Annotated in this window: 23 protein-coding genes; 8 read left to right on the top strand and 15 right to left on the bottom strand. The window is 68.1% G+C overall.

The window, feature by feature from the left end; all coding sequences use genetic code 11:
- Window positions 1-91: 91 nt before the first annotated feature.
- The 7 genes from G6N36_RS04980 to cobN form a co-directional block, all read right to left on the bottom strand.
- Window positions 92-868, bottom strand: a complete 777-nt coding sequence (locus G6N36_RS04980) for a polyprenol monophosphomannose synthase (RefSeq protein ID WP_163685457.1) — start codon at window positions 866-868, stop codon at window positions 92-94.
- The gene (gene lnt / locus G6N36_RS04985) at window positions 865-2,562 is read right to left on the bottom strand and encodes an apolipoprotein N-acyltransferase (protein WP_163685459.1); all 1,698 of its coding nucleotides are present in this window, start codon (window positions 2,560-2,562) and stop codon (window positions 865-867) included. Before lnt ends, G6N36_RS04980 begins: the two co-directional genes overlap by 4 nt.
- A complete protein-coding gene (locus tag G6N36_RS04990) occupies window positions 2,555-4,141 on the bottom strand; it encodes an amidohydrolase (protein WP_163685462.1) in 1,587 nt (528 codons plus the stop codon). The genes lnt and G6N36_RS04990 overlap by 8 nt, the downstream gene beginning before the upstream one ends.
- Window positions 4,142-4,609 (bottom strand): FxsA family protein, encoded by a 468-nt coding sequence (locus G6N36_RS04995; RefSeq protein WP_163685464.1) that lies wholly within the window; start codon window positions 4,607-4,609, stop codon window positions 4,142-4,144. It abuts the gene before it with no gap.
- A gap of 40 nt (window positions 4,610-4,649) precedes the next feature.
- Window positions 4,650-5,036: a PPOX class F420-dependent oxidoreductase gene (locus G6N36_RS05000; protein WP_163685465.1), complete on the bottom strand. Its 387-nt coding sequence runs from the start codon at window positions 5,034-5,036 to the stop codon at window positions 4,650-4,652.
- A gap of 72 nt (window positions 5,037-5,108) precedes the next feature.
- Window positions 5,109-5,489: a PPOX class F420-dependent oxidoreductase gene (locus G6N36_RS05005; protein ID WP_163685467.1), complete on the bottom strand. Its 381-nt coding sequence runs from the start codon at window positions 5,487-5,489 to the stop codon at window positions 5,109-5,111.
- A gap of 17 nt (window positions 5,490-5,506) precedes the next feature.
- Window positions 5,507-9,091: a cobaltochelatase subunit CobN gene (gene cobN, locus G6N36_RS05010; protein ID WP_163685469.1), complete on the bottom strand. Its 3,585-nt coding sequence runs from the start codon at window positions 9,089-9,091 to the stop codon at window positions 5,507-5,509.
- Window positions 9,092-9,151: 60 nt separating this feature from the next.
- On the opposite strand from cobN, the gene G6N36_RS05015 reads away from it, so the two are divergent.
- Together G6N36_RS05015 and G6N36_RS05020 are read left to right on the top strand one after the other, a co-directional pair.
- Window positions 9,152-9,970, top strand: coding sequence for a helix-turn-helix domain-containing protein (locus G6N36_RS05015; protein ID WP_235690235.1), 819 nt, complete (start codon window positions 9,152-9,154; stop codon window positions 9,968-9,970).
- A 10-nt stretch (window positions 9,971-9,980) separates the two neighbouring features.
- On the top strand, window positions 9,981-10,382 hold the full coding sequence (locus G6N36_RS05020; protein WP_163685473.1) for a VOC family protein: 402 nt from the start codon (window positions 9,981-9,983) through the stop codon (window positions 10,380-10,382).
- Between the two features lie 230 nt (window positions 10,383-10,612).
- On the opposite strand, the gene G6N36_RS05025 is transcribed toward G6N36_RS05020, so the two are convergent.
- Both G6N36_RS05025 and G6N36_RS05030 read right to left on the bottom strand, forming a co-directional pair.
- On the bottom strand, window positions 10,613-12,070 hold the full coding sequence (locus G6N36_RS05025; protein WP_163685474.1) for a flavin-containing monooxygenase: 1,458 nt from the start codon (window positions 12,068-12,070) through the stop codon (window positions 10,613-10,615).
- Between the two features lie 122 nt (window positions 12,071-12,192).
- Complete coding sequence (locus G6N36_RS05030; protein WP_163685476.1) at window positions 12,193-12,486, bottom strand: hypothetical protein; 294 nt, start codon at window positions 12,484-12,486, stop codon at window positions 12,193-12,195.
- Window positions 12,487-12,624: 138 nt separating this feature from the next.
- On the opposite strand from G6N36_RS05030, the gene cobG reads away from it, so the two are divergent.
- From cobG to G6N36_RS05050, 4 genes are read left to right on the top strand one after another with little or no spacing between them, the layout of a single operon-like run.
- Window positions 12,625-13,746: a precorrin-3B synthase gene (cobG, locus tag G6N36_RS05035; protein ID WP_163685478.1), complete on the top strand. Its 1,122-nt coding sequence runs from the start codon at window positions 12,625-12,627 to the stop codon at window positions 13,744-13,746.
- A 9-nt stretch (window positions 13,747-13,755) separates the two neighbouring features.
- Window positions 13,756-14,382, top strand: a complete 627-nt coding sequence (locus G6N36_RS05040) for a precorrin-8X methylmutase (RefSeq protein WP_163685480.1) — start codon at window positions 13,756-13,758, stop codon at window positions 14,380-14,382.
- Window positions 14,379-15,854 (top strand): precorrin-2 C(20)-methyltransferase, encoded by a 1,476-nt coding sequence (locus tag G6N36_RS05045; protein ID WP_163685482.1) that lies wholly within the window; start codon window positions 14,379-14,381, stop codon window positions 15,852-15,854. The genes G6N36_RS05040 and G6N36_RS05045 overlap by 4 nt, the downstream gene beginning before the upstream one ends.
- 12 nt (window positions 15,855-15,866) lie before the next feature.
- Window positions 15,867-16,934 (top strand): phosphotransferase family protein, encoded by a 1,068-nt coding sequence (locus tag G6N36_RS05050; protein ID WP_163685484.1) that lies wholly within the window; start codon window positions 15,867-15,869, stop codon window positions 16,932-16,934.
- Here the strand turns inward: G6N36_RS05050 and G6N36_RS05055 are convergent.
- Genes G6N36_RS05055 through G6N36_RS05070 form a run of 4 tightly spaced genes read right to left on the bottom strand, consistent with a single transcriptional unit; the run spans window position 16,912 to window position 20,322 of the window.
- Complete coding sequence (locus G6N36_RS05055; RefSeq protein WP_163685486.1) at window positions 16,912-17,643, bottom strand: cobalt-precorrin-6A reductase; 732 nt, start codon at window positions 17,641-17,643, stop codon at window positions 16,912-16,914. The genes G6N36_RS05050 and G6N36_RS05055 overlap by 23 nt on opposite strands.
- Complete coding sequence (cobM, locus tag G6N36_RS05060) at window positions 17,643-18,398, bottom strand: precorrin-4 C(11)-methyltransferase (RefSeq protein WP_163685488.1); 756 nt, start codon at window positions 18,396-18,398, stop codon at window positions 17,643-17,645. Before cobM ends, G6N36_RS05055 begins: the two co-directional genes overlap by 1 nt.
- Window positions 18,395-19,573, bottom strand: a complete 1,179-nt coding sequence (cbiE, locus tag G6N36_RS05065) for a precorrin-6y C5,15-methyltransferase (decarboxylating) subunit CbiE (RefSeq protein WP_163685490.1) — start codon at window positions 19,571-19,573, stop codon at window positions 18,395-18,397. The genes cobM and cbiE overlap by 4 nt, the downstream gene beginning before the upstream one ends.
- A complete protein-coding gene (locus tag G6N36_RS05070; RefSeq protein WP_163685492.1) occupies window positions 19,570-20,322 on the bottom strand; it encodes a decaprenylphospho-beta-D-erythro-pentofuranosid-2-ulose 2-reductase in 753 nt (250 codons plus the stop codon). Before G6N36_RS05070 ends, cbiE begins: the two co-directional genes overlap by 4 nt.
- A 35-nt stretch (window positions 20,323-20,357) precedes the next feature.
- Here G6N36_RS05070 and G6N36_RS05075 point away from each other — a divergent pair, with 35 nt between their 5' ends.
- Complete coding sequence (locus G6N36_RS05075) at window positions 20,358-20,783, top strand: F420-dependent biliverdin reductase (RefSeq protein ID WP_163685494.1); 426 nt, start codon at window positions 20,358-20,360, stop codon at window positions 20,781-20,783.
- On the opposite strand, the gene G6N36_RS05080 is transcribed toward G6N36_RS05075, so the two are convergent.
- Window positions 20,780-21,955: a M24 family metallopeptidase gene (locus G6N36_RS05080; protein WP_163685497.1), complete on the bottom strand. Its 1,176-nt coding sequence runs from the start codon at window positions 21,953-21,955 to the stop codon at window positions 20,780-20,782. The two genes, G6N36_RS05075 and G6N36_RS05080, sit on opposite strands and share 4 nt — an antisense overlap.
- 90 nt (window positions 21,956-22,045) lie before the next feature.
- Between G6N36_RS05080 and G6N36_RS05085 the strand changes: the two genes are divergently transcribed.
- Window positions 22,046-23,017 (top strand): 5'-3' exonuclease, encoded by a 972-nt coding sequence (locus G6N36_RS05085; RefSeq protein WP_163685499.1) that lies wholly within the window; start codon window positions 22,046-22,048, stop codon window positions 23,015-23,017.
- On the opposite strand, the gene G6N36_RS05090 is transcribed toward G6N36_RS05085, so the two are convergent.
- On the bottom strand, window positions 23,018-23,845 hold the full coding sequence (locus tag G6N36_RS05090) for a DUF4333 domain-containing protein (RefSeq protein ID WP_163685501.1): 828 nt from the start codon (window positions 23,843-23,845) through the stop codon (window positions 23,018-23,020).
- Between the last annotated feature and the right edge of the window lie 13 nt (window positions 23,846-23,858).

A 23,858-nucleotide genomic window follows, 5' to 3' on the forward strand; every position in this document is an offset into this window, starting at 1 on the left:
AGCTCCACTCCACGACGGGAGGCCTTCACCTATCAACGACCGCTACAGCGTGTCGTCACAATTCCTCAACCAACCTGCCTGGGCAGTACAGCTAGCGCGTCACGCCACGGCCGCGGGCGCGATCGAGACGCCCGCGGAAACCCCACTCCGCGACCTTGAACAGCGCCTCGCGGATGTTGGAACCGCTCATCTTCGATTGGCCGAACTCGCGTTCGGTGAAGGTGATCGGCACCTCGACGACGACGAACCCGTTGTTGATGGTGCGCCAGGTCAGGTCGATCTGGAAGCAATAGCCCTTCGAGTCGACCGTTGACAGGTCGATTTTCTCCAGCACCTCGCGCCGGTATGCGCGGTACCCGGCGGTGATGTCGTGGATGTCGACACCGAGCAGGATTCGCGAGTAGCCGTTGGCGGTTCGGGACAGAACCAGTCGCTTTCGCGGCCAGTTGCGGACTTCCCCACCCTTGACGTACCGCGAGCCGATCACCAGGTCGGCGCCGCTGTCGATGCGGTCGAGCAGTCGGTGCAGCTGTTCGGGCGGATGGCTGCCGTCGGCATCCATCTCGACCAAAACGCCGTAACCGCGCCCGAGGCCCCACTCGAAGCCGGCGAGATACGCCGCGCCGAGGCCACCCTTGCCGGCACGGTTCATCACATGCACTCGGTCAGGATCGGCGAGCGCGAACTCGTTGGCCAGCTCGCCGGTGCCATCTGGGCTGCCGTCATCGACGACGAGGATGTGCACGTCGGGACACGCGTCCTGTACGCGCTTGACGATCAACGGCAGGTTTTCCCGCTCGTTGTACGTGGGGATGATGACCAGCGTGCGCTGACTTGGGCGATCCCCGGGGCCCGGGCCCGTCGTCATTTAGCTCCTCTACCTTTCGTCGACATTCCTAGCCGACGGACGAAACTCCCATTGTGCAGCATCGCGGCGATCAGAGCCCCAACGCCGATTGCGGCCAGCACGCCCTCGACCAGCGGACCCCACCGGGTCGCCGCTGTGAGCTGGGTCTTCAGCCTGACCTGGGCGTCGAGGTAGGCGGGCTCGAAGAACTCAGTGCGGGCAATTTCACGTCCGTCGGGCGCGATGACCGCGCTGATACCGGTCGTTCCGGCGACAACGACGTAGCGGTCGTGTTCGACGGCGCGCAATCGCGCGAAGGCGAGCTGCTGTCGGCTCATCGCCTCGTCGAAGGTGGCGTTGTTGGTGGGGACGGCGAGGATCTGCGCCCCACTGCGCACCGACTCGCGGGTGGCGCGGTCGAAGATCACCTCCCAGCACGTGGCGACCCCGATGGGTACGCCCGCGGCGTGCACCACACCGTCGCCGCTGCCGGGGATGAAATAGCCGGCTCGGTCGGCGTATGGCGACAGCAGGCGGAAGAAGCTGCGCCAGGGCAGGTATTCGCCGAACGGCTGGACGATCTTTTTGTCGTGACGTTCGTCCGGACCGGTCTCGGGGTTCCACACGATGACCGAATTGTTCGAGACCGGGTTGTCCCGGGTGTAACCCGGCGCCGCCACCACACTTCCGACCAGGATCGGTGCGTCGATGGCGTCCGCCGCCGCCGAGATCTCCGCGTTCGCGTCTGGGTTGGCCAGCGGGTCGATGTCTGAGGAGTTTTCCGGCCAGATGACGAACATCGGCTGTTGCGCCCGGCCCGCGCGCACATCGTCGGCCAGCCGTTCCGTCTCTCGGACGTGGTTGTCCAGGACCGCGCGCCGCTGGGCGTTGAATTCCAGGCCGAGTCTGGGCACGTTCCCCTGAACCGCGGCTACCGTGACCGGCTGTTCGTCATCCGCGCCCATGCCCGAGTGCCGCACTTGCGGCCAGGTGAGCGCGGTCAGTAACAGGACGACGGTGACGCATGCCCCGGGGATCACCACCGCAGGCGGCCTTGCGGTCCTGGTACTGCCTGACCGCCACCACTTCACGATCTCGAGAGTGATTGCGGCCACGCTGAATCCGATCAGCACGACGGCGAACGACAGCAACGGCGCGCCGCCCACCTGTGCGAGTGACACCTGCGGCCCATCGGTCTGGCTGTAGGCCACGACGCCCCACGGGAACCCGCCGAAGGGCACCGTCGACTTGAGCCACTCCTGCGCGGCCCACAGCCCCGCGAACCACAGTGGCCACCCCGGCAGCCGCCGGACAGCGACCGCCAGCGCGCCGAACAGAGCGGGGAAAAGTGCCTCGAGCATGCACAGCGCCAGCCACGGAACCGGACCGACGAACCCGCTGATCCACGGCAGCAACGGCAGGTAGAAGGTCAACCCGAAAAGAAATCCGTAGCCGAATCCACCTGCGACAGTGGTTGTTTCGCGGGTCAGCACCCATGACAGCAACGCGAACGCCACGAAAGCCAGGTACCACCAGCCGAACGGCGGGAAGCTCAGGCACAGCGCCAGACCGCCGACGATCACGACGCCGAGCTGGGGCAGGCGGTCGATCACACCGTGACCGAACCGCTTTGCGCGCGAACGACGCTCGACCGGTTCGTCGGCCACGTCGTCGACATCGTCCTCGAGGGCGGCGGGACGCACGTCGTCAGCCATGGATGACGACACCTCGGTGCACGGTTTGGCGGCAGTGCGGCATTGCGTCGTCGAGTCGAGGCAGCGCGGGTACGCGCGAGCGTGCATCGGTCGACCAGCGCTGCACCGCGTCGGCGGGCGCGCTGACCTCGAGCTCGTCGGCATCCCACACGGCGTAGCTTGCCGGGGCGCCGGGCACCAGAGTGCCGGTCGCGCCGTCCCGCACGCCGGCGGCGCGCCATGCGCCGCGGGTGGCCGCGGCAAACGCGGCTCGCGCCGACAGTGCGCTACCCGGAGTCTGGTGCTGTGTTGCCGCTCGTATCGTCGCCCACGGATTCATGCTGGTGACGGGGCTGTCGGAGCCGAAGGCGAGTGGCACGCCTTGGGATGCTAGCAGCGCAAACGGGTTCAGAGATCTTGACCGCTCGGGCCCGAGGCGCTGGGCGTACATGCCGTGTTCGCCACCCCACAACGCATCGAAATTGGGCTGCATGCTGGCGAGCACGCCCCACACTCCGAGCCGGTGCGCCTGATCCTCGGTCACCATTTCGAGGTGTTCGAGGCGGTGTCCGCAAGCGGCGACCGCGGGTGCGCCGAAGAGTTCCACGACGCGCTCGAACGCATCGACCACGGCGCCGACGGCCGCGTCGCCGATCACGTGGAACCCCGCGGTGATCCGCGCTTCCGTGCAGGCGCGCAGGTGTGCCGCAATCGCGTCGGTATCCAGATACGCGTTGCCGCAGCAGTCTGGCGCGTCGCGGTAGGGGCTGTGCAGCCACGCGGTGCGTGAGCCGAGCGCACCGTCGACGAACAGGTCGCCGGCCAGTCCCTGGGCGCCGGTGCGCGCGATCAGATCTCGCGCTTCGGCGGCACTGCGCACCGCTTCACCCCAGTAGCCGACGACCTCGACACCGTGCTCGATGCCACGCACCTCGTTCCAGTCGTCGAGGCCACCGATTTCCGGGCCCGCGCATTCGTGTACCGCGACGATGCCGAGTGCGGCGGCGGCATCCAGGGCAGCCAGCTGCGCGCGCCGCCGTTGCTCGGTGGTCAGCCCGTCGCGTGCGGCCGCGCGGACCACATGGTGTGCGTCGGCGGTCAGCGGCTGTTCTCGAGAAAAACCGCGCGCGCCGGCCAGACCGGGGGCGAGTCGGCGCAGTGCGGTCGAGGCGGCGGCGGAGTGGACGTCGACCCGGGCCAGGTATGCCGACCTGTCGCCGACCGCTTCATCGATATCGGCGGTGCTCGGCGGGGTTCGCTCGGGCCAGCGGGATTCATCCCAGCCATGCCCCCACACCGCACCTGTCGGGTGGGCGCGGGCGTAGTCACCGAGCAATTGCAGGCAGTGCCCCAGCGAGGTCGCGCGCCGCAGGTCCAGCCCGATCAGGGTCAGTCCGGTCGCGGTGAGGTGGACGTGGCTGTCGACGAACGCCGGCGCGACGAAGGCGCCTTCCAGATCGGCGATCCGCGCGTCGGGATACTGCGCGCGGCCCACGTCGTCACTGCCCAGCCATGCCACGACACCGTCGCGCACCGCCAGTGCGGACGCGTCGGGCATCGCCGGGCTGTGCACCCGGCCGTTGAGGAGGAGGGTCGTCACTTAGTCGGGTTTGCGCTCCACGGCAGCAGGCTCGATGTCGGTGACATCGATGACCTCGCCGTCAATGTAATCACCGCGCGGTGCTCTGTAACCGGCAGCACTCGGAACGGTGATCAGCGGCATGCGACGCGCGGCCATGGCCGACACCATGGGACGGGCGACCGCCCGCGTCGGCGGCAGCAGGAGGAGGGCGCCGATGACGGAGCTGGCCAAACCCGGGATGACGACGAGCACGGTGCCCAGCGCGACCAGCACGCTGTCGGCCGCCGCCCCGTGCATCGATGCCGGGTCGATCCCGGAGCGCAGCCGTCGGAAATGCCGTTTGACCTGGGATCCGGCCAGTGCAATGCCGACCACGAAGGTGCCGAGCAGCAGCAACATCGTCCAGCCGAAGCCGATCGTCGACACCAGCGCGACGATCACCGCCAGCTCGATGACCCAGTACAGAACAAGCAGCCGCATCGCCATGCATTGGACAACGTACGGGACACCGCCCCGGGTTCCGGCCCTAGACGGGCTTCACCTCGATGGCGCTGTGCACCTTGTCGATGCCCCCGCGGACGATCGCCTGCGGGATCCACCACCACGCGTGCCACCAGTACTTCTTGGTGACCATGTCGAAGACGCGTCGATTCTCGGACTTGGGCAGATTCCGCGCCACTGCCTCGACCGGCTCGCCCTTCGGCTTGTTGCCGATTGCGTAGGCCCGCTGAATGGTGACCCGCGGCGTGTTGTTGATGCGCTTGGTCTTCCACGAGCCGTCGTCGGTCGATATGAGCAGTTTGCCGTCGTCGTACACGCCCCATACGGTCGTCGGCTTCGGCCGGCCGTCCTTGGTGTAGGTGGTCAGCAGCATGTACTTCGACCGTGCGATGTCTTCAAAGGTGTCTGCCATGGGGTCCGTTCTTCGATGCCCAAACGATGCACAAGGATACCCACCGGCGGTGCCGTGGAAACGATGCGCCGGCTACGGCGCCTTCAGTTCGATGGTCACGTTGTTCTTCATGCCACCGCGCAGCTTCGAGAAGACGTTGAACGTCTTGCCCAGCAGTCCGTAGCGCTTTGCGATCAAGTCGTAGGTGGTGGCGTTGGCCGATTTGTCGAGGATCCTCGCCACGGCCTCGACCGCTTCACCCTTCGGGTTGCCGCTGCGGTCGCATTCCGCGATCGTCACGCGCGGGGTGTTCCGAATGCGCTTGACCTTCCACGACTTCTCCTGCGTGATGACGAGGAGACGATCGCCGTCCGGGGGCGCCCAGACCGCGGTGGGCTTGGGTCGACCGTCTTTGGTGAACGTGGTCAGCAGGACGTATTCCGATTTCGCAATGTCGGCAAAGGTCGTAGGCATGAGACCAAAGGTAGCCGTCAGCCCTCGAGGTCGCCTTCGGTCTCCAGTAGCACCTGCCGCAGCCCGTCGAGCGTGGCCTGATCCGGCTGCGCCCACATGCCGCGGCCCGCCGCCTCCAGCAGCCGTTCGGCCATGCCGTGTAGGGCCCACGGATTCGACTCCGCCATGAACTTGCGGTTGTCGTCGTCGAGGACGTACTCGGCCGACAGCCGCTCGTACATCCAGTCGGCCATCACGCCGGCGGTCGCGTCGTAGCCGAACAGATAGTCGACGGTCGCAGCCATCTCGAAGGCGCCCTTGTACCCGTGTCGCCGCATCGCGTTGATCCACCGGGGGTTGACGACGCGGGCGCGGAACACGCGGGCGGTCTCCTCCGAAAGGGTCCGGGTGCGAACGGCGTCGGGCCGGGTGTTGTCGCCGATGTAGGCGGCGGGCGCCTTTCCGGTCAACGCGCGGACCGTCGCGACCATGCCACCGTGGTACTGGAAGTAGTCGTCGGAGTCGGCGATGTCGTGCTCGCGGGTGTCGGTGTTCTTGGCTGCGACCGCGATGCGACGGTAGTTCTGGTTCATGTCGTCGGTCGCCGCCTTGCCGTCCAAACCGCGGCCGTAGGCGAAACCGCCCCATGCGGTGTAGACCTCCGCCAGGTCCGCGTCGTCGCGCCAGTTGCGGCTGTCGATCAGTTGCAGCAGACCGGCGCCATAGGTACCCGGCTTGGAGCCGAATATTCTTGTGGTGGAACGTCTCTGGTCGCCATGCTCAGCCAGATCCGCCTGCGAGTGGGCGCGGACGTAGTTGTCCTCGGCGGCCTCGTCGAGACCCGCGACGAGTTGCACCGCGTCGTCGAGCATCGTGACGACATGCGGGAAGGCGTCGCGGAAGAAGCCCGAGATACGCACGGTGACATCGATGCGCGGACGGCCGAGTTCATCCAGCCCGATCGGTTCCAGGTTCACCACGCGCCGCGACGCGTCGTCCCATACCGGCCGGACCCCCAGCAGCGCCAGCACTTCGGCGATGTCGTCGCCCGCAGTGCGCATGGCCGACGTGCCCCACACCGACAACCCGACCGAGCGAGGCCAGTCGCCGTGGTCCTCTCGGTAGCGGGTCAGCAGCGAATCTGCCATAGCCACACCGGTTTCCCACGCCAGCCGCGACGGCACCGCCTTCGGGTCGACCGAGTAGAAGTTGCGGCCGGTGGGCAGCACGTTGACCAGGCCGCGCAGTGGTGAACCCGAAGGACCGGCCGGGGTGAAGCGACCGTCGAGCGCGCGCAGGATCTGCGGGATCTCGGCCTCGGTGCCCGCCAGCCGTGGCACCACCTCGGTGGCCGCGAAGCGCAGGATCGCCGCGACGTCGGCGTTGTCGGTGATGGCGTCAACGGCGCCGGGATTCCATCCCGAGTCCGCAAGTGCCACAACGAGTGCACGGGCCTGCGCCTCGGCGCTGTCGACCGCGGCGCGTTCGTCGTGGCCGTCCTCGGCCAGGCCGAGGGCCTGTCGAAGTCCGGGCACGCTCTGTTCGCCGCCGAACAGCTGGCGCGCGCGCAGGATCGCGAGCACCAGGTCGATTTCAGCCTCACCCGTGGGCTTTTCACCCAGGATGTGCAGTCCGTCGCGGATCTGGACGTCCTTGATCTCGCACAGCCAGCCGTCGACGTGGAGCAGCATGTCGTCGAACGAGTCCTCGTCGGGCCGGTCCTCGAGCCCGAGGTCGTGATCCATCTTGGCGGCCCGCATGAGCGTCCAGATCTGCTGCCGGATGGCGGGCAGCTTGCCGGGGTCGAGCGCCGCGATGTTGGCGTGCTCGTCGAGCAGTTGTTCCAGACGCGCGATGTCGCCATAGGTTTCGGCCCTGGCCATCGGCGGAATCAGGTGGTCCACGAGCGTGGCGTGGGCGCGGCGTTTGGCCTGCGTGCCCTCCCCCGGATCGTTGACCAGGAAGGGGTAGATCAGCGGCAGATCTCCGAGCGCGGCGTCGGTGCCGCATGACGACGACATGCCCAGCGTCTTACCCGGCAGCCATTCGAGGTTGCCGTGCTTGCCGAGGTGCACGACAGCGTCCGCGCCGAACATGACGTCGAGCCAGCGGTAGGCGGCCAGATAGTGGTGACTGGGCGGTAGATCGGGATCGTGGTAGATCGCGACCGGGTTCTCTCCGAAACCCCGTGGCGGCTGGACCATCAGCACCACGTTGCCCGCCTGCATCGCCGCGATCACGATCTCGCCGTCGGGATCGTGACTGCGGTCGACGAACAACTCGCCGGGCGGCGGGCCCCAGTGTTCGACCATCGCGTCGGTGAGTTCGGCGGGCAGCGTGGCAAACCACTCCCGATACTCCTTGGCGGGCAAGCGGATCGGATTGCCGGCGAGCTGACCGTCGGTCAGCCAGTCGGCGTCCTGACCGCCGCGCTCGATCAACGCGTGGATCAAGGCGTCCCCATCGCTCGCGTCCAAGCCGGGAATGTCGTCGATCCGGTAACCGCGTTCGCGCATCGCACGCAATAACGCGATCGCACTGGCCGGCGTGTCGAGGCCGACGGCATTGCCGATGCGCGCGTGTTTGGTGGGATAGGCCGAAAACACCAGTGCCACCTTTTTCTGAGGAGCTGCGATTCCGCGTAGCCGCGCGTGGCGCACCGCAAGACCCGCGACCCGGGCACAGCGTTCCGGGTCGGCGACATAGGAGATGAGGCCCTCGTCGTCAATCTCCTTGAACGAGAACGGGACCGTGATGATGCGGCCGTCGAACTCCGGGACGGCGACCTGGGTCGCGACGTCGAGTGGCGACAAACCGTCGTCGTTGTCCTGCCATTGCGAGCGCGAACTGGTAAGACACAGCCCTTGCAGGATCGGGACGTCGAGCGCGGCCAGATGCGCGACATTCCAGGTGTCGTCGTTGCCACCGGCCGAGACGCTGGCCGGGGTCGACCCGCCGGCGGCCAGCACAGTGGTCACCAATGCGTCGGCGGTGCCGAGCAACTCCAGCAACTCGGTGTCAGCGGTGCGCAATGACGCGCAGAACACGGGCAGTGGCCGTCCGCCTGCGTCGTCGATCGCCCGGCACAGCGCCTCGACATAGCCGGTGTTTCCGGCGAGATGCTGGGCGCGGTAGTACAGCACCGCGACGATGGGGCCCTCGGCACCGTCGGACGGATGCTCGAGGACGCCCCAGTTGGGTGTGGTGACCGGCGGTGCGAAGCCGTACCCGGTCATCAACAGCGTGTCGCAGAGGAACGCATGAAGTTGCCGCATGTTGTCGACACCGCCGTTGGCCAGGTAGACGTGGGACTGCAGCGCGACACCGGCCGGCGTCGTGGAATGGCCCATCAGCTCGGCGTCCGGGGACTGCTCACCGCTGACCACGATCGTCGGCACACCGCTGGCCTCCAGCGTGTCGATGCCGTCCTGCCAGGCGCGGTAGCCGCCCAGAATGCGGACCACCACGATGTCGGCGCCACCGGCGAGTTCGTCGAGTTCGCCGTCGATCAGCCGCGACGGATTGGCCCACCGGTAGCCGGCGCCACAGGCGCGGGCCGTGATGAGGTCGGTGTCAGACGTCGACAACAGCAGGACTTTCGGGGATCGAGCCGGCTGAGTCACCCGTCATTAGTACCCCACGCGGTCGAGCAGGCGCCGACTACCGTGGGCGGGGTGAGCGCGATGTCGGCGGCAGGCGCACCTCATCCGTCGCTGCGCGGCGTCGTGTTGCGCTACGAGGGCTTCGCGGAACGCGGGGGCAGTCCCGCCACGTTCCGCGAGCTGCCGTGCACGTTCGTGCCGATCATCATCGACCTCGACGAGGGCTGGACCGTCGCTCACCGGGAGCATGCACGTACCGCACCGCTTCGGCTCGATTCGTTCGTCGCGGGCATCACCGACGGACCGGTGCTGGTGGGCCACGGCGGGTATGCGCGCTGTCTGCAGATCGACCTGACGCCGCTGGGCGCCCGCCGGCTGATCGCGATGCCGATGAGCGAGTTGGCCAACCGGACCGTGCCCATCGACGATGTCTTCGGCCGGTTCGGGCGAGAACTCGTGCAGCGCGTCGGCGACGCCCCGGACTGGCCGACACGATTCGCATTGATCGATGCGGTCATCCGGGCCCGCCTGGCCGACACCGAACCCGTCGACGCGGGAGTGGCGTGGTCGCTGAGCCGTATCACGGAGAGCTACGGTGCCGCCACGATCTCAGACCTGGCCGCGGAGTTGGGCTGGAGTCACAGGCGATTGATCGCCCGCTACCGTGACTCGGTCGGGCTGCCGCCGAAGCTCGTCGCGAGGATCGTGCGATTCGAGCGGCTCGCGGCCCTCGTAACCTCCGAGCCGGCGGTCGATTGGGCCGGTGTCGCGCTCGAGTGCGGGTACTTCGATCAGGCCCACCTGGCGCGCGAGGTTCGGGAATTTGCCGACATCACGCCGACCGAGCTGCGGGCGCTCAGCGTAAATTTCGTCCAAGACGAGGCGACGGCGTCGGCCTAGCGTCGGCGTCATGACTGAAACCCTGACCACCAACGGCGCCGTGCCGATTGTCCCCTTCCGCGACCCGCGCGCCGGGATCGCTTGGCTCGAACGGACGTTCGGCGCCGTCGCAACCCTCGTGGTTCCGCCCGAATCCGACGAACCGCTCAAGCATGCGGAGCTGAAGGTAGGCAACGGCCTGGTGATGATCGACGACGCGGACCGCACCGACAGCCCATTCGCGCTGCCGGGCCCTGTCGTGCTCTACGTCGTGGTGGATGACCCCGACGTGCTACACGACCGCGCGGTTGCCGGGGGTGCCGAGATCGTCATGGGGCTCACCGACCAGGACTACGGCTCAAGGGAATTCGCCGCACGCGACCCACACGGCAACGTGTGGTGCTTCGGGACCTACCGGCCCGGGCAGGCTTAGCGGCGGTTCCAGCGGTCGTAGGTGCTCTCTGAGTACGGGAGCAGCCCGAGAGCGCCCACCAGCACGAGCATCAGAGCGCCGAAAACGATGAACTCGAACATCGTCGTTCCTTCCTGACATCGCTTACTGCACACGCGTGCAGTTACCTGGAACGTACTGCTCAAGTCGGACAAATAGGGGAGGTTGTGTGGCACGGATCACTAGACCGGCCGGTATGGCGGCCGTCACATTCAGGCGGTTCGGACATCGAAATCGCTGAGCTCGGGCGAAGCCAACAGTTCGCGGTGACGCATCGGCCGCCACGGGAAGAGCTCCGGCAGACCGTCCTTCCCGAGATACCAGCTCTTGCAGCCAGTCACCCAAACCGTCTGCGGCATAACGGCTTTCATCTGCTCGTTGTAATCCTTGGTGGCAACCTCGGTCGGCGCTGCTGTTGCAACGCACCCGGACCGGATCTGATCGATCCACCACATCGCATAATCGGCCTGGCTTTCCGCGATGATCACCAGCGACTGGTTCCCGATCGGCGAATGCGGTCCGATCAGCATGAACAGGTTCGGAAAGCCAGGCACCGCGACCGACCGATAAGCCTGCGGTCCGTCTGCCCACGCCTCCTCGAGCGTGAGTCCGTTCTCTCCGACGACTTCGATCGGATGAACGTATGCGTGGGCGTCGAAACCCGTGGCGAGCACGAGCACATCGAGTTCGTGTAACACGCCGTCCGTGGTCACGACTCCGCCGGCCTCGACGTGATCGATGGCCGCGGTGACCAGCTCGACACCTGGCTTCTGGATCGCCCGGTAGTAGTGCGAGGACATCGCCAGCCGCTTGCACATCGCCTGGTGGTCGGGCGTCAGTCGCCGGCGCATCTGGGGGTCGCGCACCGAAAAGCGCAGATTCCAACGGCACAGCGCGGACACGAAGCGACGCTGCCAACCCGGTGCGACGACCGCAGGGGCCAAGCCGTTCTCAAAGAAGTACTGCCAGAACCGGTAGCTCGCTCGGTTCAGGGCCGGCCAGCGGCGCATCGCCGCGCTGGTGCGCCGCGCGTAGCGCGGGTTCGGCATCGGAAGGACCCATTGGGGCGTGCGCTGGAAGATCGTGAGGCCTCGCACCTTGCCGCCGAGTTCGGCGGTGATCTGTACACCCGTTGATCCCGTGCCGATCAATCCAATTCTCTTGTTGGACAGTGAAACCGAATGATTCCATCGCGCCGAATGGAACGTCTCGCCTGCGAAGCTGTCCAGTCCGGGAATATCCGGATACCGCGGTATGCGCAGCACACCGGTCGCTGTCACGACGACGTCGAACTGCTCCTCGCCGGTGGGAGTACAGACCGTCCACCGGCCGTCGCGGTATCGCGCGGCGGCCACTTCCGTGCCGAACCTGATATGACCGGTGATGCCACGCTCGTCGGCGACCTGTCGGAAGTAGCGGTGAATCTCCGGACCCGGCGACATGAATCGCGACCAATCGGGATTGGGCCGGAAAGAGTACGAGTAGAAACGCGACGGTACATCGCAACTCAACCCGGGATAGGTGTTGTCGCGCCAGGTTCCGCCGACGTCCTCGGCGGACTCGTAGATCACGAAGTCGTCGATGCCGGCGTCCTGCAGCTTGACCCCCATGCAGATGCCGGACATGCCCGCGCCGATTATCGCAACCCTGAGGGCTCGTGGTGTCGACATGATCAACCCCTCCCGCTGCACGGACGGTACGCCCGACGAGCGCAGATATTTCCGAAATCGCGCGTTGGACGGCGGGGACGAAACCTTCCCGGGCGGCCGCCCGGTGCGGCCGGCGAGCGCTTCTACAGCCGGCCCATCTCCCGCGACATCAGCCCGTCCTCCAGATAGGCGAGCCGCCTCGCCCGGTAACGCTGCGCAGGTGGTCGGGAGTCGGGGACCAGCCCGCTCATCGCCTGAGACAGCGACTTCATCGCCACCGACCACCGGCTCGGTCGCACGCTGGGCAGCGTCACCGCCGCCGCTGTGGCGAACAGCACCTGCTGTTCAGTGATCAGCGTCGTTCCCTCGGCCGAGGGGGCCGGGATCGCGACGGGCGTTCGACGGAAGGTCGGACGAATGGTCGTCAAATCGATCATGGCTCTCTCCCACCGTGTGCGCCCGCGCTGCCCGGGCTCCTACCAGGAAAAATTACGAGCGTCGTGCGGGTCGCACATGCGTAGGCGACTACCCCAATGGATGGTCGATCCGCCGGCACTCGGGCGTACCGTGAACTGATGGCCAGAACCCGCGACCAGGATGCCTGCCCGGGGGCGTTGCAGGTTCACCAGGCCGCGGACGGGGCCTTGGCCAGGGTGCGGCTTCCGGGCGGGATGATCACCGCTGCGCAGCTCGAATCCCTGGCACTCGCGGCGACGCAGTGGGCCTCCCCGGCAATGGAACTGACCTCGCGCGGCAACGTCCAGATCCGCGCCGTCAGCGACACCGCCGCTGTCACCGAGGTGTTGGCGGCGTCGGGTCTGCTGCCCTCGGAGACGCACGAGCGGGTGCGCAACATCGTCGCCTCACCGCTGTCCGGGCGCGTCGGCGCGGATGCGGATATCCGCGCCATGGTCGGCGCGCTGGACCGTGCGATCCAGGGGCAGCCGACGCTGGCCGGGCTGCCCGGCAGGTTCCTGTTCGGCATCGACGACGGACGAGGCGACGTGAGCGGACTGGGGGCTGACGCCGGGGTCCAGATCACCGGCGATTCGGCGGCGCTGCTGCTGGCCGGCCGCGATACCGGCGTCCGGGTACCGGCCGGCGACGCGGTCCCGACGCTCGTGGCCGTGGCGGACCGGTTCGCCGTCAGTCGCGGAACGCACTGGCGCATAAGCGAGCTCGACGACACAGAGCAACTGCTGACGGGATTTGCGTTGACCGCCGAACCCGGTGCGACGTGGTCCCGGGTGAGTCGGCCACCGGTCGGCTGGATCGAGCAGAACGACGGCCGCGTCGCGCTGGGCGCCGCTGTTCCGCTGGGCGTCCTCAACGCGCGCGTCGCCGAGTACCTTGCGGCCATCAACGCGCCGATGGTAATCACGCCCTGGCGTTCGGTGCTCGTCTTCGACCTCACCGAAGATGTCGCCGACGTTGCGCTGCGGGTACTGGCGCCCATGGGTCTGGTGTTCGACGAGAACTCACCGTGGTTGTCGGTCAGTGCCTGCACCGGAAGCCCGGGCTGTGAGCGCTCCGCTGCCGACGTCCGGGCCGACGCGGCCGCTGCCGTGGCCGCGTCTGAGCGCGCCGCCGGTCATCGGCACTTCGTCGGATGCGACCGCGCCTGCGGCAGCCCTGCGATAGGTGACGTGCTGGTCGCGACCGGAGACGGATACCGACCGCGAGACACTCACCCGTAGGGTGATCGGGTGCTCGACTACATCCGCGACGCCGCCGAAATCTACCGGCAGTCGTTCGCGACCATCCGCGACGAAGCGGACCTGTCGCGGTTTCCCGATGACGTCGCACGCGTCGTGGTCCGGCTGATCCACACCTGCGGGCAAGTCGACGTCGCCGATCACGTCGCCTACAGCGACCGCGTCGTCGCGAAGACCCACGCCGCACTCGTCGCCGGAGCCCCGGTGCTGTGCGATTCGTCGATGGTGGCCGCCGGCATCACGAAATCTCGGCTGCCGGCCGGTAACGAGGTCGTCTCGCTTGTCTCCGACGAGCGGGCGCCCGAGCTGGCCGAGCGACTCGGGACCACACGGTCCGCCGCGGGCGTCGACCTGTGGGCCGACCGGCTCGGTGGTGCGGTGGTCGCCATCGGCAACGCGCCGACCGCGTTGTTCCGCCTCCTCGAACTCGTCGACGACGGCGCTCCCACGCCCGCCGCGCTGCTCGGCGGACCGGTCGGGTTCGTCGGCTCCGCACAGTCCAAACAGGAGTTGATCGAGCGGCCGCGTGGGATGTCGTATCTGGTGGTCAAGGGCCGCCGCGGCGGCAGCGCGATGGCCGCGGCCGCCGTGAATTCGATTGCGCAAGAACGCGAATGACAGGTCATCGAGGAACCCTCTGGGGCGTCGGGCTCGGTCCCGGCGACCCTGAGCTGGTGACGGTCAAGGCGGCGCGGGTCATCCGTGCGGCCGACGTCGTCGCCTACCACAGCGCCCGGCACGGGAAGAGCATCGCGCGCGGCATCGCCGAGCCTTACCTACGTGCCGGCCAGATCGAAGAGCACCTGGTGTACCCGGTGACCACCGAGACCACGGAACATCCCGGCGGCTATGCCGGAGCAATGGAGGACTTCTACCGCGAGTCCGCCGACCGGATCGCGGTACATCTCGAGGCGGGCCGCGACGTCGCCCTGCTCGCGGAGGGCGATCCGCTGTTCTACAGCTCCTATATGCACATGCACACCCGGCTGACCGAGCGGTTCGACGCGGTGATTGTCCCCGGCGTCACGTCGGTGAGCGCCGCGTCGGCGGCGACCGGCACTCCCCTGGTCCAGGGCGAGGAGGTGCTGACGATCCTGCCGGGGACCCTTCCGGTCGACGAACTCAAACGCAGGCTGGCCGACACCGACGCGGCGGTCGTCCTCAAGCTCGGCCGTTCGTATCCGGCAGTGCGCGAAGCGCTTTCGTCGGCTGGTCGCCTCGATGAGACCTTCTACGTCGAGCGCGCGAGCACACCGGCGCAACGAGTGCTGGCCGCCGCGGACGTCGACGAGACATCAGTGCCTTACTTCTCGCTGGCGATGCTGCCGGGCACCCCCCGGCCCGAGACGCAGCGCGGCAGCGTCGCGGTGGTCGGACTCGGGCCGGGTGATATCGAGTGGATGACCCCGCAGAGCCGACGGGAGCTCGCGTTGGCCACCGACCTCATCGGGTACGGCCCATACCTGGACCGCGTCGGCACTCGCGACGGTCAGCGCCGCCACCCCAGCGACAACACCGATGAACCTGCCCGGGCCCGCTTGGCATGCACGCTGGCCGAACAGGGCCGCGCCGTCGCGGTGGTGTCCTCCGGGGACCCTGGAGTGTTCGCGATGGCGACCGCGGTGCTCGAGGAGGCCAAGGAATGGCCCGGAGTGGAGGTGCGGGTCATCCCCGCGATGACCGCGGCGCAGGCTGTCGCGAGCCGGGTCGGGGCGCCGCTGGGCCACGACTACGCCGTCATCTCGCTGTCCGACCGGCTCAAGCCGTGGGAGGTGATCGCGGCGCGACTGACCGCCGCCGCGACGGCCGACCTGGTGCTGGCCATCTACAATCCCGCATCCAAGAGCAGAACCTGGCAGGTCGGGGCAATGCGCGACGTGTTGCTCGAACACCGCGATCCGGGAACGCCCGTGGTGATCGGCCGCGACGTCTCGGGTCCCGCCGAAGAGGTGCGGGTCGTGCGGCTGGCCGATCTCGATCCGGCCGACGTCGACATGCGCACCCTGCTGATCGTCGGTTCGTCACAGACGCAGTGGTACCTGAGCGACGCCGGGGACACCGTCTTCACGCCCCGGCGCTACCCCACCTAGGATCTGACGACCATGGGCATTCCACACGGACCCGAAGATGTAACGGCGGCATGGCTGGGGTCGGTGCTCGACGCGGACGTGAGCGACGTCGACGTCACCGCGATCGGTACCGGCCAGACAGGTGCGACGTATCGGGTTTCGGCGACGTATGCCACTCCGCGGGCGGGCCTGCCGAACTCGTTTGCGGTCAAGCTGTCCGCGCAAGACGACGCGGTCCGCGAACGCGTGGCGCTCGGATACCGGTCGGAGGTCGAGTTCTACTCGCGGATCGCCGACCGGATGCGAATCCCGGTACCCCAGAGTTTCTACTGCGACATCTCCTCCGACGGCGCCGATGTCGTGTTGCTGCTCGGCGACATGGCGCCTGCGGTGCAGGGCGATCAGATCGCCGGGTGCTCTGTACAGGAGGCCACGCTGGCGGTGAAAGCGCTGGCCGGCCTGCACGGCCCAAGCTGGTGTGATCCGGAGTGGATGGATCTGGCCGCCATCGCCATGCCGAAACCCGGTGACGACGACGCCGCCAAGGGACTCGGCGACATCTCGAAGATGGCCGCCGACATCGTGCTCGACAGGCTCGGCGCGCGCATCAGCCCCGAGGATCAGGAAACCCTGGTCGCTTCAATGGCTTCCGTCACCGCGTGGCTGAGGGCCGAGCCGAAACGATTCGCGCTCATGCATGGCGACTACCGGCTCGACAACATGCTGTTCGACCCGGACCGCACCCGCATCACCGTCGTCGACTGGCAGACCGTCGGAATCGGACTGCCGGGGCGCGACCTCGCCTACTTCACCGGGACGAGCCTGGAACCGGGGTTGCGCGCCGACGTCGAGCGCGGCCTCGTCGAGGCCTACCACCAAGCGCTGCTCGGGTACGGAATCTCGGATTACGACGCCGAAACCTGTTGGCGCGACTACCGCCTCGGCGCCGTACAGGTTCCGCTGCTCGTCGCACTCGGTACCGCCTTCGCGGCCACCACCGACCGCGGCGACGACATGATGCTGGCCATGCTCAGCCGCGGCTGTCAGGCCATCCGCGATCTGGAAACGCTCGAACTGATCAACTCCTACCAGTCGTCCTGACCCACGCGACCGCGTCGTCGACCGTGCTCACCGTGAGGACGTCCGGCGGCAGCGCCGGCCGCTCGACCATGACAACGGGAATGCTCAGCGCGGCCGCGGCGTCGAGCTTGGGTCGGGTCATCGCGCCGCCGCTGTTCTTGGTCACCAACGCGTCGATGCGGTGTGCACGCAACAACTCCAGCTCACCCTCGTAGCGGTAGGGGCCGCGTGACAACAGGATCTGATGGAGCGCCGGCAGGCTCTCGGCATCCGGCGCGGTCACCGCGCGGATCAGAAACCAGGCATCGGAATCTTTGAATGCGGCTGTGCCGGTACGTCCCGTCGTCAGGAGGACCCGCGAAAATCCTTGTTCGGCAACCGCTTCTGCGGCCTGCACGTCGGACATCACCACGATGGCGTCACCGGGGGGCCAGGCGGGCCGGGCCAGGAGCAGATGCGGCACCCCGAGTTCCGCGCAGGCCGCCGCGGCATTGGCCGTGATGGTCGCCGCGAACGGATGGGTGGCGTCGACGACCGCGTCGACAACGTGTTCACCCAACCAGTTCCGCAGACCGCCGACACCGCCGAACCCGCCGATTCGCACCTCACCCACCGGCAGCGCCGGGTCGGGCACCCGGCCGGCCAAGGAACTGATGACCTCGACATCAGGATGCAACCGGGCCGCCAGCGCACGGGCCTCAGACGTACCGCCCAGCAACAGGATCCGCATCAATGCCGTTCCCCGCGGGCCCGACCGGCGGAATAGAGATAACTGTCGGCGAAGCCCTCGTCGGCGAGCACCTCGCCGACGACGATCACTGCGGTCCGGGTGATCTCGGCCGACTGCATCTGCTCGGCGAGATCGGCGAGCGCGCACCGGACGATCTGTTGTTGGGGCCAACTGGCGAACGCCACGACGGCACACGGCGTTTCGGCCCGGTATCCGCCCGCCAGCAACTGCGGAACGATCGCATCGATCTGTGCGGCGGCGAGGTGGAGAACCAGGGTGCCGCCGGTGGCCGACAGCGTCGCCAGATCCTCGCCCGGCGGCATCGCCGTCGACAGTGTCGCCACCCGCGTGAGCGTGACGGTCTGCGCCACTCCCGGCACGGTGAGCTCTCGTCCGAGTGCTGCGGCGGCCGCCGCGAAAGCCGGTACACCGGGCACGATTTCGTAGTCGATGCCAAGCGCGTCGAGGCGGCGGCACTGCTCAGCGACCGCGCTGTAGATCGACGGATCGCCGGAATGCAGCCGGGCCACATCATGGCCCGCGGCGTCGGCGTCGGCGATCTCGGCGATGATCGCGTCCAATGCCAGGTGGCCGGTGTCGATCACCCTCGCCTCGGGTGGGCACAGTGCGAGCAGGTCTTCGGGCATGATCGAGCCGGCATAAAGGCAGACGGGGCAGCGATTGAGCAGCCGTTGGCCGCGCACGGTGATGAGATCAGCCGCGCCCGGGCCTGCCCCGATGAAGTACACGGTCATCGTTTGGTCACCGACCACTGCGTGATGGGCATCGCCGGCCGCCACCCGGTGAACCCGCCCAGCGGCTCGCCCCGTTGATACTCGAATCGGACAAGATCCCCGCCGTATCGCGAATACCAAGCAGCGACAACCGCTTCCGACTCGACGGTCACGGTGTTCACGACCAGGCGTCCGCCCACCGTCAGCCGGTCGTAGCAAGCCTCGAGCAGGCCCGGCTGCGTCAGACCCCCGCCGATGAAGATCGCAGCGGGCGGCGGCACGGAATCGAATGCTCCGGGTGCGTCGAACTGAACCTCGACGCGGGCGCCGAAGGCAATCGCGTTCTCGGTGATGCGCTTGCGTCGCTCTTCGTCGCGTTCGAATGCGACCGCATGGCAACCGGGTCCGCTGCGGCACCACTCGATCGCGATGCTTCCCGACCCGGCCCCGACGTCCCACAGCAGTTCGCCCGGCCTCGGTGCGAGCGCGGCCAGGGTCAACGCGCGCACCGGCTGCTTGGTGATCTGACCGTCGTTGGCGTATACCTCGTCCGGCATGATCGCGAACCGTCGCTCATCGGGCAGGTACCGCACGGCGATCACGTTGAGATCGTCGACATCGCCCGGCGGGCGGGTCGCCCACTCGCGGGCGGTGGCCGAGCGGCGGCGCTCCGCAGGCCCGCCGAGCTGCTCGAGCACCGTGAGCTCCGAGTCGCCGCGCCCGGTGTCGGTGAGCAAGCTTGCCAACGCCGCCGGGCTGGTGGCGTCCCGGGACAGCACGACGGCCTGCCCGCCGCGCCGCACCGCGGTGTGTGGCTCGCTGGTGACGAGGCTGATGATCTCGGTGTCCTGCACCGCCCACCCGACCCGCGAACACGCCAGCGTCACCGACGAGACGTGCGGCAGCACGACGACATTGTCGGCGCCGTGCAACCGGATCAGCGAGCTGCCCACGCCGTGCAGCAGCGGGTCGCCGCTCGCCACCACGTGCACATCGCCGGTGGCCCCGTCGAGGATCGTGCGCAGCGCCGGCAACATCGGTGCCGGCCACGCCCGGCGCACAGCGGTGACACTGTCGTCGAGCAGATCCAGCTGACGTCGTGACCCGTGAACGGCTGTGGCCCGGGCCAATTCGGCCCGCGACGCCTGCGCCAGCCCGGACATGCCGTCGGCGCCGATTCCGACGACGATGATCATCTGGGCATCCTTCGCCACACGAACCGCGGCGTCATTCGGAAGGCGAACGCCAGTACTGCGATCGCCCCGGGAACCCATACCGCGCCGCGGCCCTTGCGCAGTGCCCGCACTACCGCGTCCGCCACCTGCTGCGGGGTGCTCGACAGTGGCGCGGGCTTCATGCCCTCGGTCATCCGTCCGATCACGAACCCTGGCCGCACCACCAGTAGCCGCACCCCGGATCCGTGCAGCGCGTCGGCCAGCCCGCTGCAGAAGCCTTCGAGTCCCGCTTTGGCCGAACCGTAGACGTAGTTGGCCCGCCGCACGCGGGCGCCCGCGATCGACGAGAACGCCACGATGCGGCCAGCACCCACGGCTGACATCGTCGCGGTCAGCACTGTCAAGAGGCTGGCCTGTGCCACGAAGTCGGTGTGCAGGATCGCCGCCGCATGCGCGGGGTCCCGCTCGGCGCGGGCCTGGTCGCCGAGAATCCCGAAGGCGAGCACCGCGGTGTCGATCGGACCGAAGTCGGCGACGATGGAGTCGACGAGCGGGCGGTGCGTTTCCAGCGCGTCGGCATCGAATTCACGCACCGCCACCGCGGCGGCGCCGGCGGCCCGCACGGCCGCAACCTGGTGATCGAGATCGCCGCAGCGGCGCGCCGCCAGCAGCACGGTCGAGCCGGGCGCCAACCGCTTCGCCACCTCCAATCCGATCTCGCTGCGTCCGCCGAAGATCACGACGAAGTCGGTATCGGCCGTGTCATCCACGGTTGCGATTATGGCCTGCGCTAAGTTGGGCCCTGATGGCCCAGTCAAGTCGTCGGGCGACAACCCGACTCACCAACGACGCGATCGCGTTCCTCTCCGAACGCCACTTGGCCATGCTGGCTACGCTCCGGTCGGACAATTCGCCGCACGTGGTGGCCGTGGGCTTCACCTTCGATCCCAAGACGCACATCGCCCGGGTGATCACCTCGGGCGGCTCCCAAAAGGCGGTCAACGCCGAGAAGCAGGGTGTCGCGGTCCTGAGCCAGGTCGACGGCGCGCGGTGGCTGTCCCTGGAAGGCAAGGCGACGGTCAACCCTGACGCGGACGCCGTGCGTGATGCCGAATTGCGGTACGCGCAGCGCTACCGCACGCCACGGCCCAACCCCAAGCGCGTGGTGATCGAGGTCCGAGTCGAGCGTGTGCTGGGGTCCTCGGACCTGCTCGATCGTGCTCCGGACTAGCCGGAGGCGGCCGGGCCCGCGGGAACCACGACCAGGTCGTGGGGGCGGTTGTTGACCGAGAGGGCGCCGTCAGCCGTGACGATCACGATGTCCTCGATCCGCGCACCCCACTGGCCAGGGAAATAGACGCCTGGCTCGACGGAGAACGCCATGCCCTCCTCGAGGGGCAGATCGTTGCCCGCGACGATGTAGGGCTCCTCGTGTACCGACAACCCGATGCCGTGGCCGGTGCGGTGGACGAACGCGTCGGCCAGTCCTTCGGCGGCCAGCAGGTCGCGGGCGGTGGCGTCGACCTGCTCTGCGGTGACGCCGGGCCGCACGGCGTCCACCGCGGCCTGCTGGGCGCGCTGGAGAACGGCGTAGCGCCGGGCGACCTCGGGATGGGGCTCACCGATGCTGTACGTCCGGGTGGAGTCGGAGTTGTAGCCGGGCTCGTACGGGCCGCCGATGTCCACGACGACGATGTCGCCTGCCCGCAGTTCACGGTCAGAGCATTCGTGGTGCGGGTCGGCACCATGCGGCCCGGAGCCGACGATGATGAATGCGACCTCCGAATGCCCCTCGGCGACAATCGCTTCCGCGATATCGACCGCCACGTCGGCCTCGGTGCGGCCGGGCACCAGGAACTCAGGGACGCGAGCGTGCACCCGGTCGATCGCCGCCCCCGCCTTGCGCAGTGCGTCGATCTCGGCGGGATCCTTGATCATTCGCAACCGGCGCAGCACGTCGGTGGCCAGCACGGGCACCACCCCGAGCACCTCGGCCAGCGGAAGGAGGTGCAACGCCGGCATCGCGTCCGTGACCGCGACAGCGACGGCGGTCCGTCCAGACGACTCCGCCGGCGCCCCGCCGAGCGCATCGGCCACCAACGCGTACGGATCGTCGCCGTCGACCCAATCTCTTACCGCCACAGGCAATTCGGTGATCGCCGAGTCTCTCAGCGACGCCAACTCCAGCCGCGGTACCACCACGGTGGCCTCGCCGGACGTGGGCAGCACCAGCGCCGTCAGGCGTTCGAAGGTCTGCGCACGGGAGCCGACCAGATATCGCAGATCGTAGCCCGGCGTGATGACCAGGCCGGCCAGGCCCGCCTCGGCTGCCGCGGCGGCGGCCGCCCGCAGGCGTTGTGCGTATACCTCGGTGTCGAATCGCGCAGTGCTACTGGCGGGCATGAGTTTCAGGCTAATCGACTCGATAGCTGGCGACCTCGATCAGGTTGCCGTCGAGGGCGAAGGCCGTAACCCACGCTACTGTCTTAAACCGTGTCCGCTCCCCTGGTCTTGCTGGACGGCGCCAGCATGTGGTTTCGCTCGTACTTCGGTGTGCCCTCGTCGATCACGGCGCCCGACGGGCGTCCGGTCAATGCGCTGCGCGGCTTCCTGGACGCCGTCGCGACGGTCATCACCCGTGAACGCCCGAGTCGCCTCGTGGTGTGCCGCGACGACGACTGGCGACCCCAGTGGCGGGTCGACCTGATCCCGTCGTACAAGGCGCACCGCGTGGTGGAGGAGAACCCCGGCGACGAGCCTGACGTCGAGGAGGTGCCCGACGACCTGACGCCGCAGGTGGACATGATCATGCAGATGCTGGACGCGTTCGGCATCGCGACCGCGGGCGCACCGGAATGCGAGGCCGACGACATCCTGGGCGCGTTGACCATCCACGAGCGACGCGACCCTGTGGTCGTCGTCAGCGGCGACCGGGACCTCTTGCAGCTCGTCCGCGACGAGCCGGTGCCGGTCCGGGTGCTATACCTGGGCCGTGGCCTGGCGAAGGCGACCAAATGGGGGCCCGACGAAGTGGCCGACACCTACGGGGTGCCGGTGCACCGGGCCGGCGCCGCCTACGCCGAACTCGCATTGCTGCGCGGTGATCCGTCCGACGGCCTGCCCGGTGTGCCGGGTGTCGGGGACAAGACGGCCGCGACGCTACTGGCGCAGCACGGCTCGCTGGAGAACATCCTGGCCGCCGCACACGATCCGAAATTCAAGATGCCCAAGGCGTATCGGACGAAACTGCTGGCGGCTGCCGACTACATCGAGAAGGCGGGGCCCGTGGTGAAGGTTGCGAGCAACCTGGCTCCCGACGCCGAACTCGACTGGTCCACGGCGTCGGACGCGCTGCCGCTGGCCGCCGAACATCCGCGCAAGGTCGCCGAACTCGCCGAGCAGTATGGCGTCACGTCGTCGATCGCCCGGCTGCAGAAAGCTTTGGACGGCCTGCCGAACCGCTAGTTACTTGGGGCGGCCGACCTCGTAGGTGCCGCTGTCGTCCTGGAAGGTCACCGTCACCTGACGCTTGGTGCCGTCGATGCTGACCTCGCAGTCGAAGGTGCCACCCTTCTCGACCGTCGGGTTCTGGCCGTCGTTGCACTTGACGTTGGATACGTTCTTGGCGCCGTAGCCATTGGCCTCATCGGTCAGTACCCGCTGTACGCCGGTCTGCGCTGCATCGATATCGAGCTTGGTGGTGACGAAGAACCCGGGCTTCCAGAAGCCCAACACGAGCACCACGGCCACGATGGCCGCCGCGAGCAGGCCGATCACACCGCCGATGACCGCCAGTGAGCGCTTCGACCCCTCCTCGGTGCCGGGCGCTCCGTACTGCCCGGGCTGCCCGAACTGACCGGGTTGCTGGCCGTACTGCGCGGGCTGGCCGTACTGCGTCGGTTGCTGGCCGTACTGGCCGGGCTGGCCGTACTGCGTCGCGTACTGGCTGGACGGGTCATAGCCGGGCTGCTGGCCGTACTGACCCTGCTGCGGGTAGGCCTGCTGGCCGTACTCGGTGGGCTGCTGGTACTCCTGCGGCGGCTGGTATGCCGGCTGCTGCGGGTACTGGCCGTACTGCTGCTGTTGCGACGGGTCATACGCCGGTTGCGGCTGTTGTTGCGACGGGTCATACGCCGGCGGCTGCCACTGCGGCGCGGCCGTGGTCGGCTCGCTGGCCGCGGGCTGCTGCTGCCACTGGTTGGTCGGATCGCTCGCCGGCTGCTCCGCGGGCTGGTCCGGCTGCTGGCCGCCGGTCCAGTGCTGCGTCGGGTCAGATCCCTGCGGTCCGCTCATCTCACTCCTTGAT

Origin of the sequence: Mycolicibacterium gadium (assembly GCF_010728925.1) — a bacterium.
In the GTDB taxonomy this organism is placed as follows: domain Bacteria; phylum Actinomycetota; class Actinomycetes; order Mycobacteriales; family Mycobacteriaceae; genus Mycobacterium; species Mycobacterium gadium.

Excerpts from the sequence above, each read along its gene's own strand:
- cbiE (WP_163685490.1), bottom strand. The coding sequence starts at position 19,573 with ATGATCATCGTCGTCGGAATCGGCGCCGACGGCATGTCCGGGCTGGCG.
- G6N36_RS05075 (WP_163685494.1), top strand. The coding sequence starts at position 20,358 with ATGGCCCAGTCAAGTCGTCGGGCGACAACCCGACTCACCAACGACGCG.
- cobM (WP_163685488.1), bottom strand. The coding sequence starts at position 18,398 with ATGACCGTGTACTTCATCGGGGCAGGCCCGGGCGCGGCTGATCTCATC.
- G6N36_RS05045 (WP_163685482.1), top strand. The coding sequence starts at position 14,379 with ATGACAGGTCATCGAGGAACCCTCTGGGGCGTCGGGCTCGGTCCCGGC.
- G6N36_RS05020 (WP_163685473.1), top strand. The coding sequence starts at position 9,981 with ATGACTGAAACCCTGACCACCAACGGCGCCGTGCCGATTGTCCCCTTC.
- G6N36_RS05030 (WP_163685476.1), bottom strand. The coding sequence starts at position 12,486 with ATGATCGATTTGACGACCATTCGTCCGACCTTCCGTCGAACGCCCGTC.
- G6N36_RS05025 (WP_163685474.1), bottom strand. The coding sequence starts at position 12,070 with ATGTCGACACCACGAGCCCTCAGGGTTGCGATAATCGGCGCGGGCATG.
- lnt (WP_163685459.1), bottom strand. The coding sequence starts at position 2,562 with ATGGCTGACGACGTGCGTCCCGCCGCCCTCGAGGACGATGTCGACGAC.
- G6N36_RS05090 (WP_163685501.1), bottom strand. The coding sequence starts at position 23,845 with ATGAGCGGACCGCAGGGATCTGACCCGACGCAGCACTGGACCGGCGGC.
- G6N36_RS05015 (WP_235690235.1), top strand. The coding sequence starts at position 9,152 with ATGTCGGCGGCAGGCGCACCTCATCCGTCGCTGCGCGGCGTCGTGTTG.
- G6N36_RS04980 (WP_163685457.1), bottom strand. The coding sequence starts at position 868 with ATGACGACGGGCCCGGGCCCCGGGGATCGCCCAAGTCAGCGCACGCTG.
- cobG (WP_163685478.1), top strand. The coding sequence starts at position 12,625 with ATGGCCAGAACCCGCGACCAGGATGCCTGCCCGGGGGCGTTGCAGGTT.
- G6N36_RS04995 (WP_163685464.1), bottom strand. The coding sequence starts at position 4,609 with ATGGCGATGCGGCTGCTTGTTCTGTACTGGGTCATCGAGCTGGCGGTG.
- G6N36_RS05050 (WP_163685484.1), top strand. The coding sequence starts at position 15,867 with ATGGGCATTCCACACGGACCCGAAGATGTAACGGCGGCATGGCTGGGG.
- G6N36_RS05080 (WP_163685497.1), bottom strand. The coding sequence starts at position 21,955 with ATGCCCGCCAGTAGCACTGCGCGATTCGACACCGAGGTATACGCACAA.
- G6N36_RS05000 (WP_163685465.1), bottom strand. The coding sequence starts at position 5,036 with ATGGCAGACACCTTTGAAGACATCGCACGGTCGAAGTACATGCTGCTG.
- G6N36_RS05005 (WP_163685467.1), bottom strand. The coding sequence starts at position 5,489 with ATGCCTACGACCTTTGCCGACATTGCGAAATCGGAATACGTCCTGCTG.
- G6N36_RS05055 (WP_163685486.1), bottom strand. The coding sequence starts at position 17,643 with ATGCGGATCCTGTTGCTGGGCGGTACGTCTGAGGCCCGTGCGCTGGCG.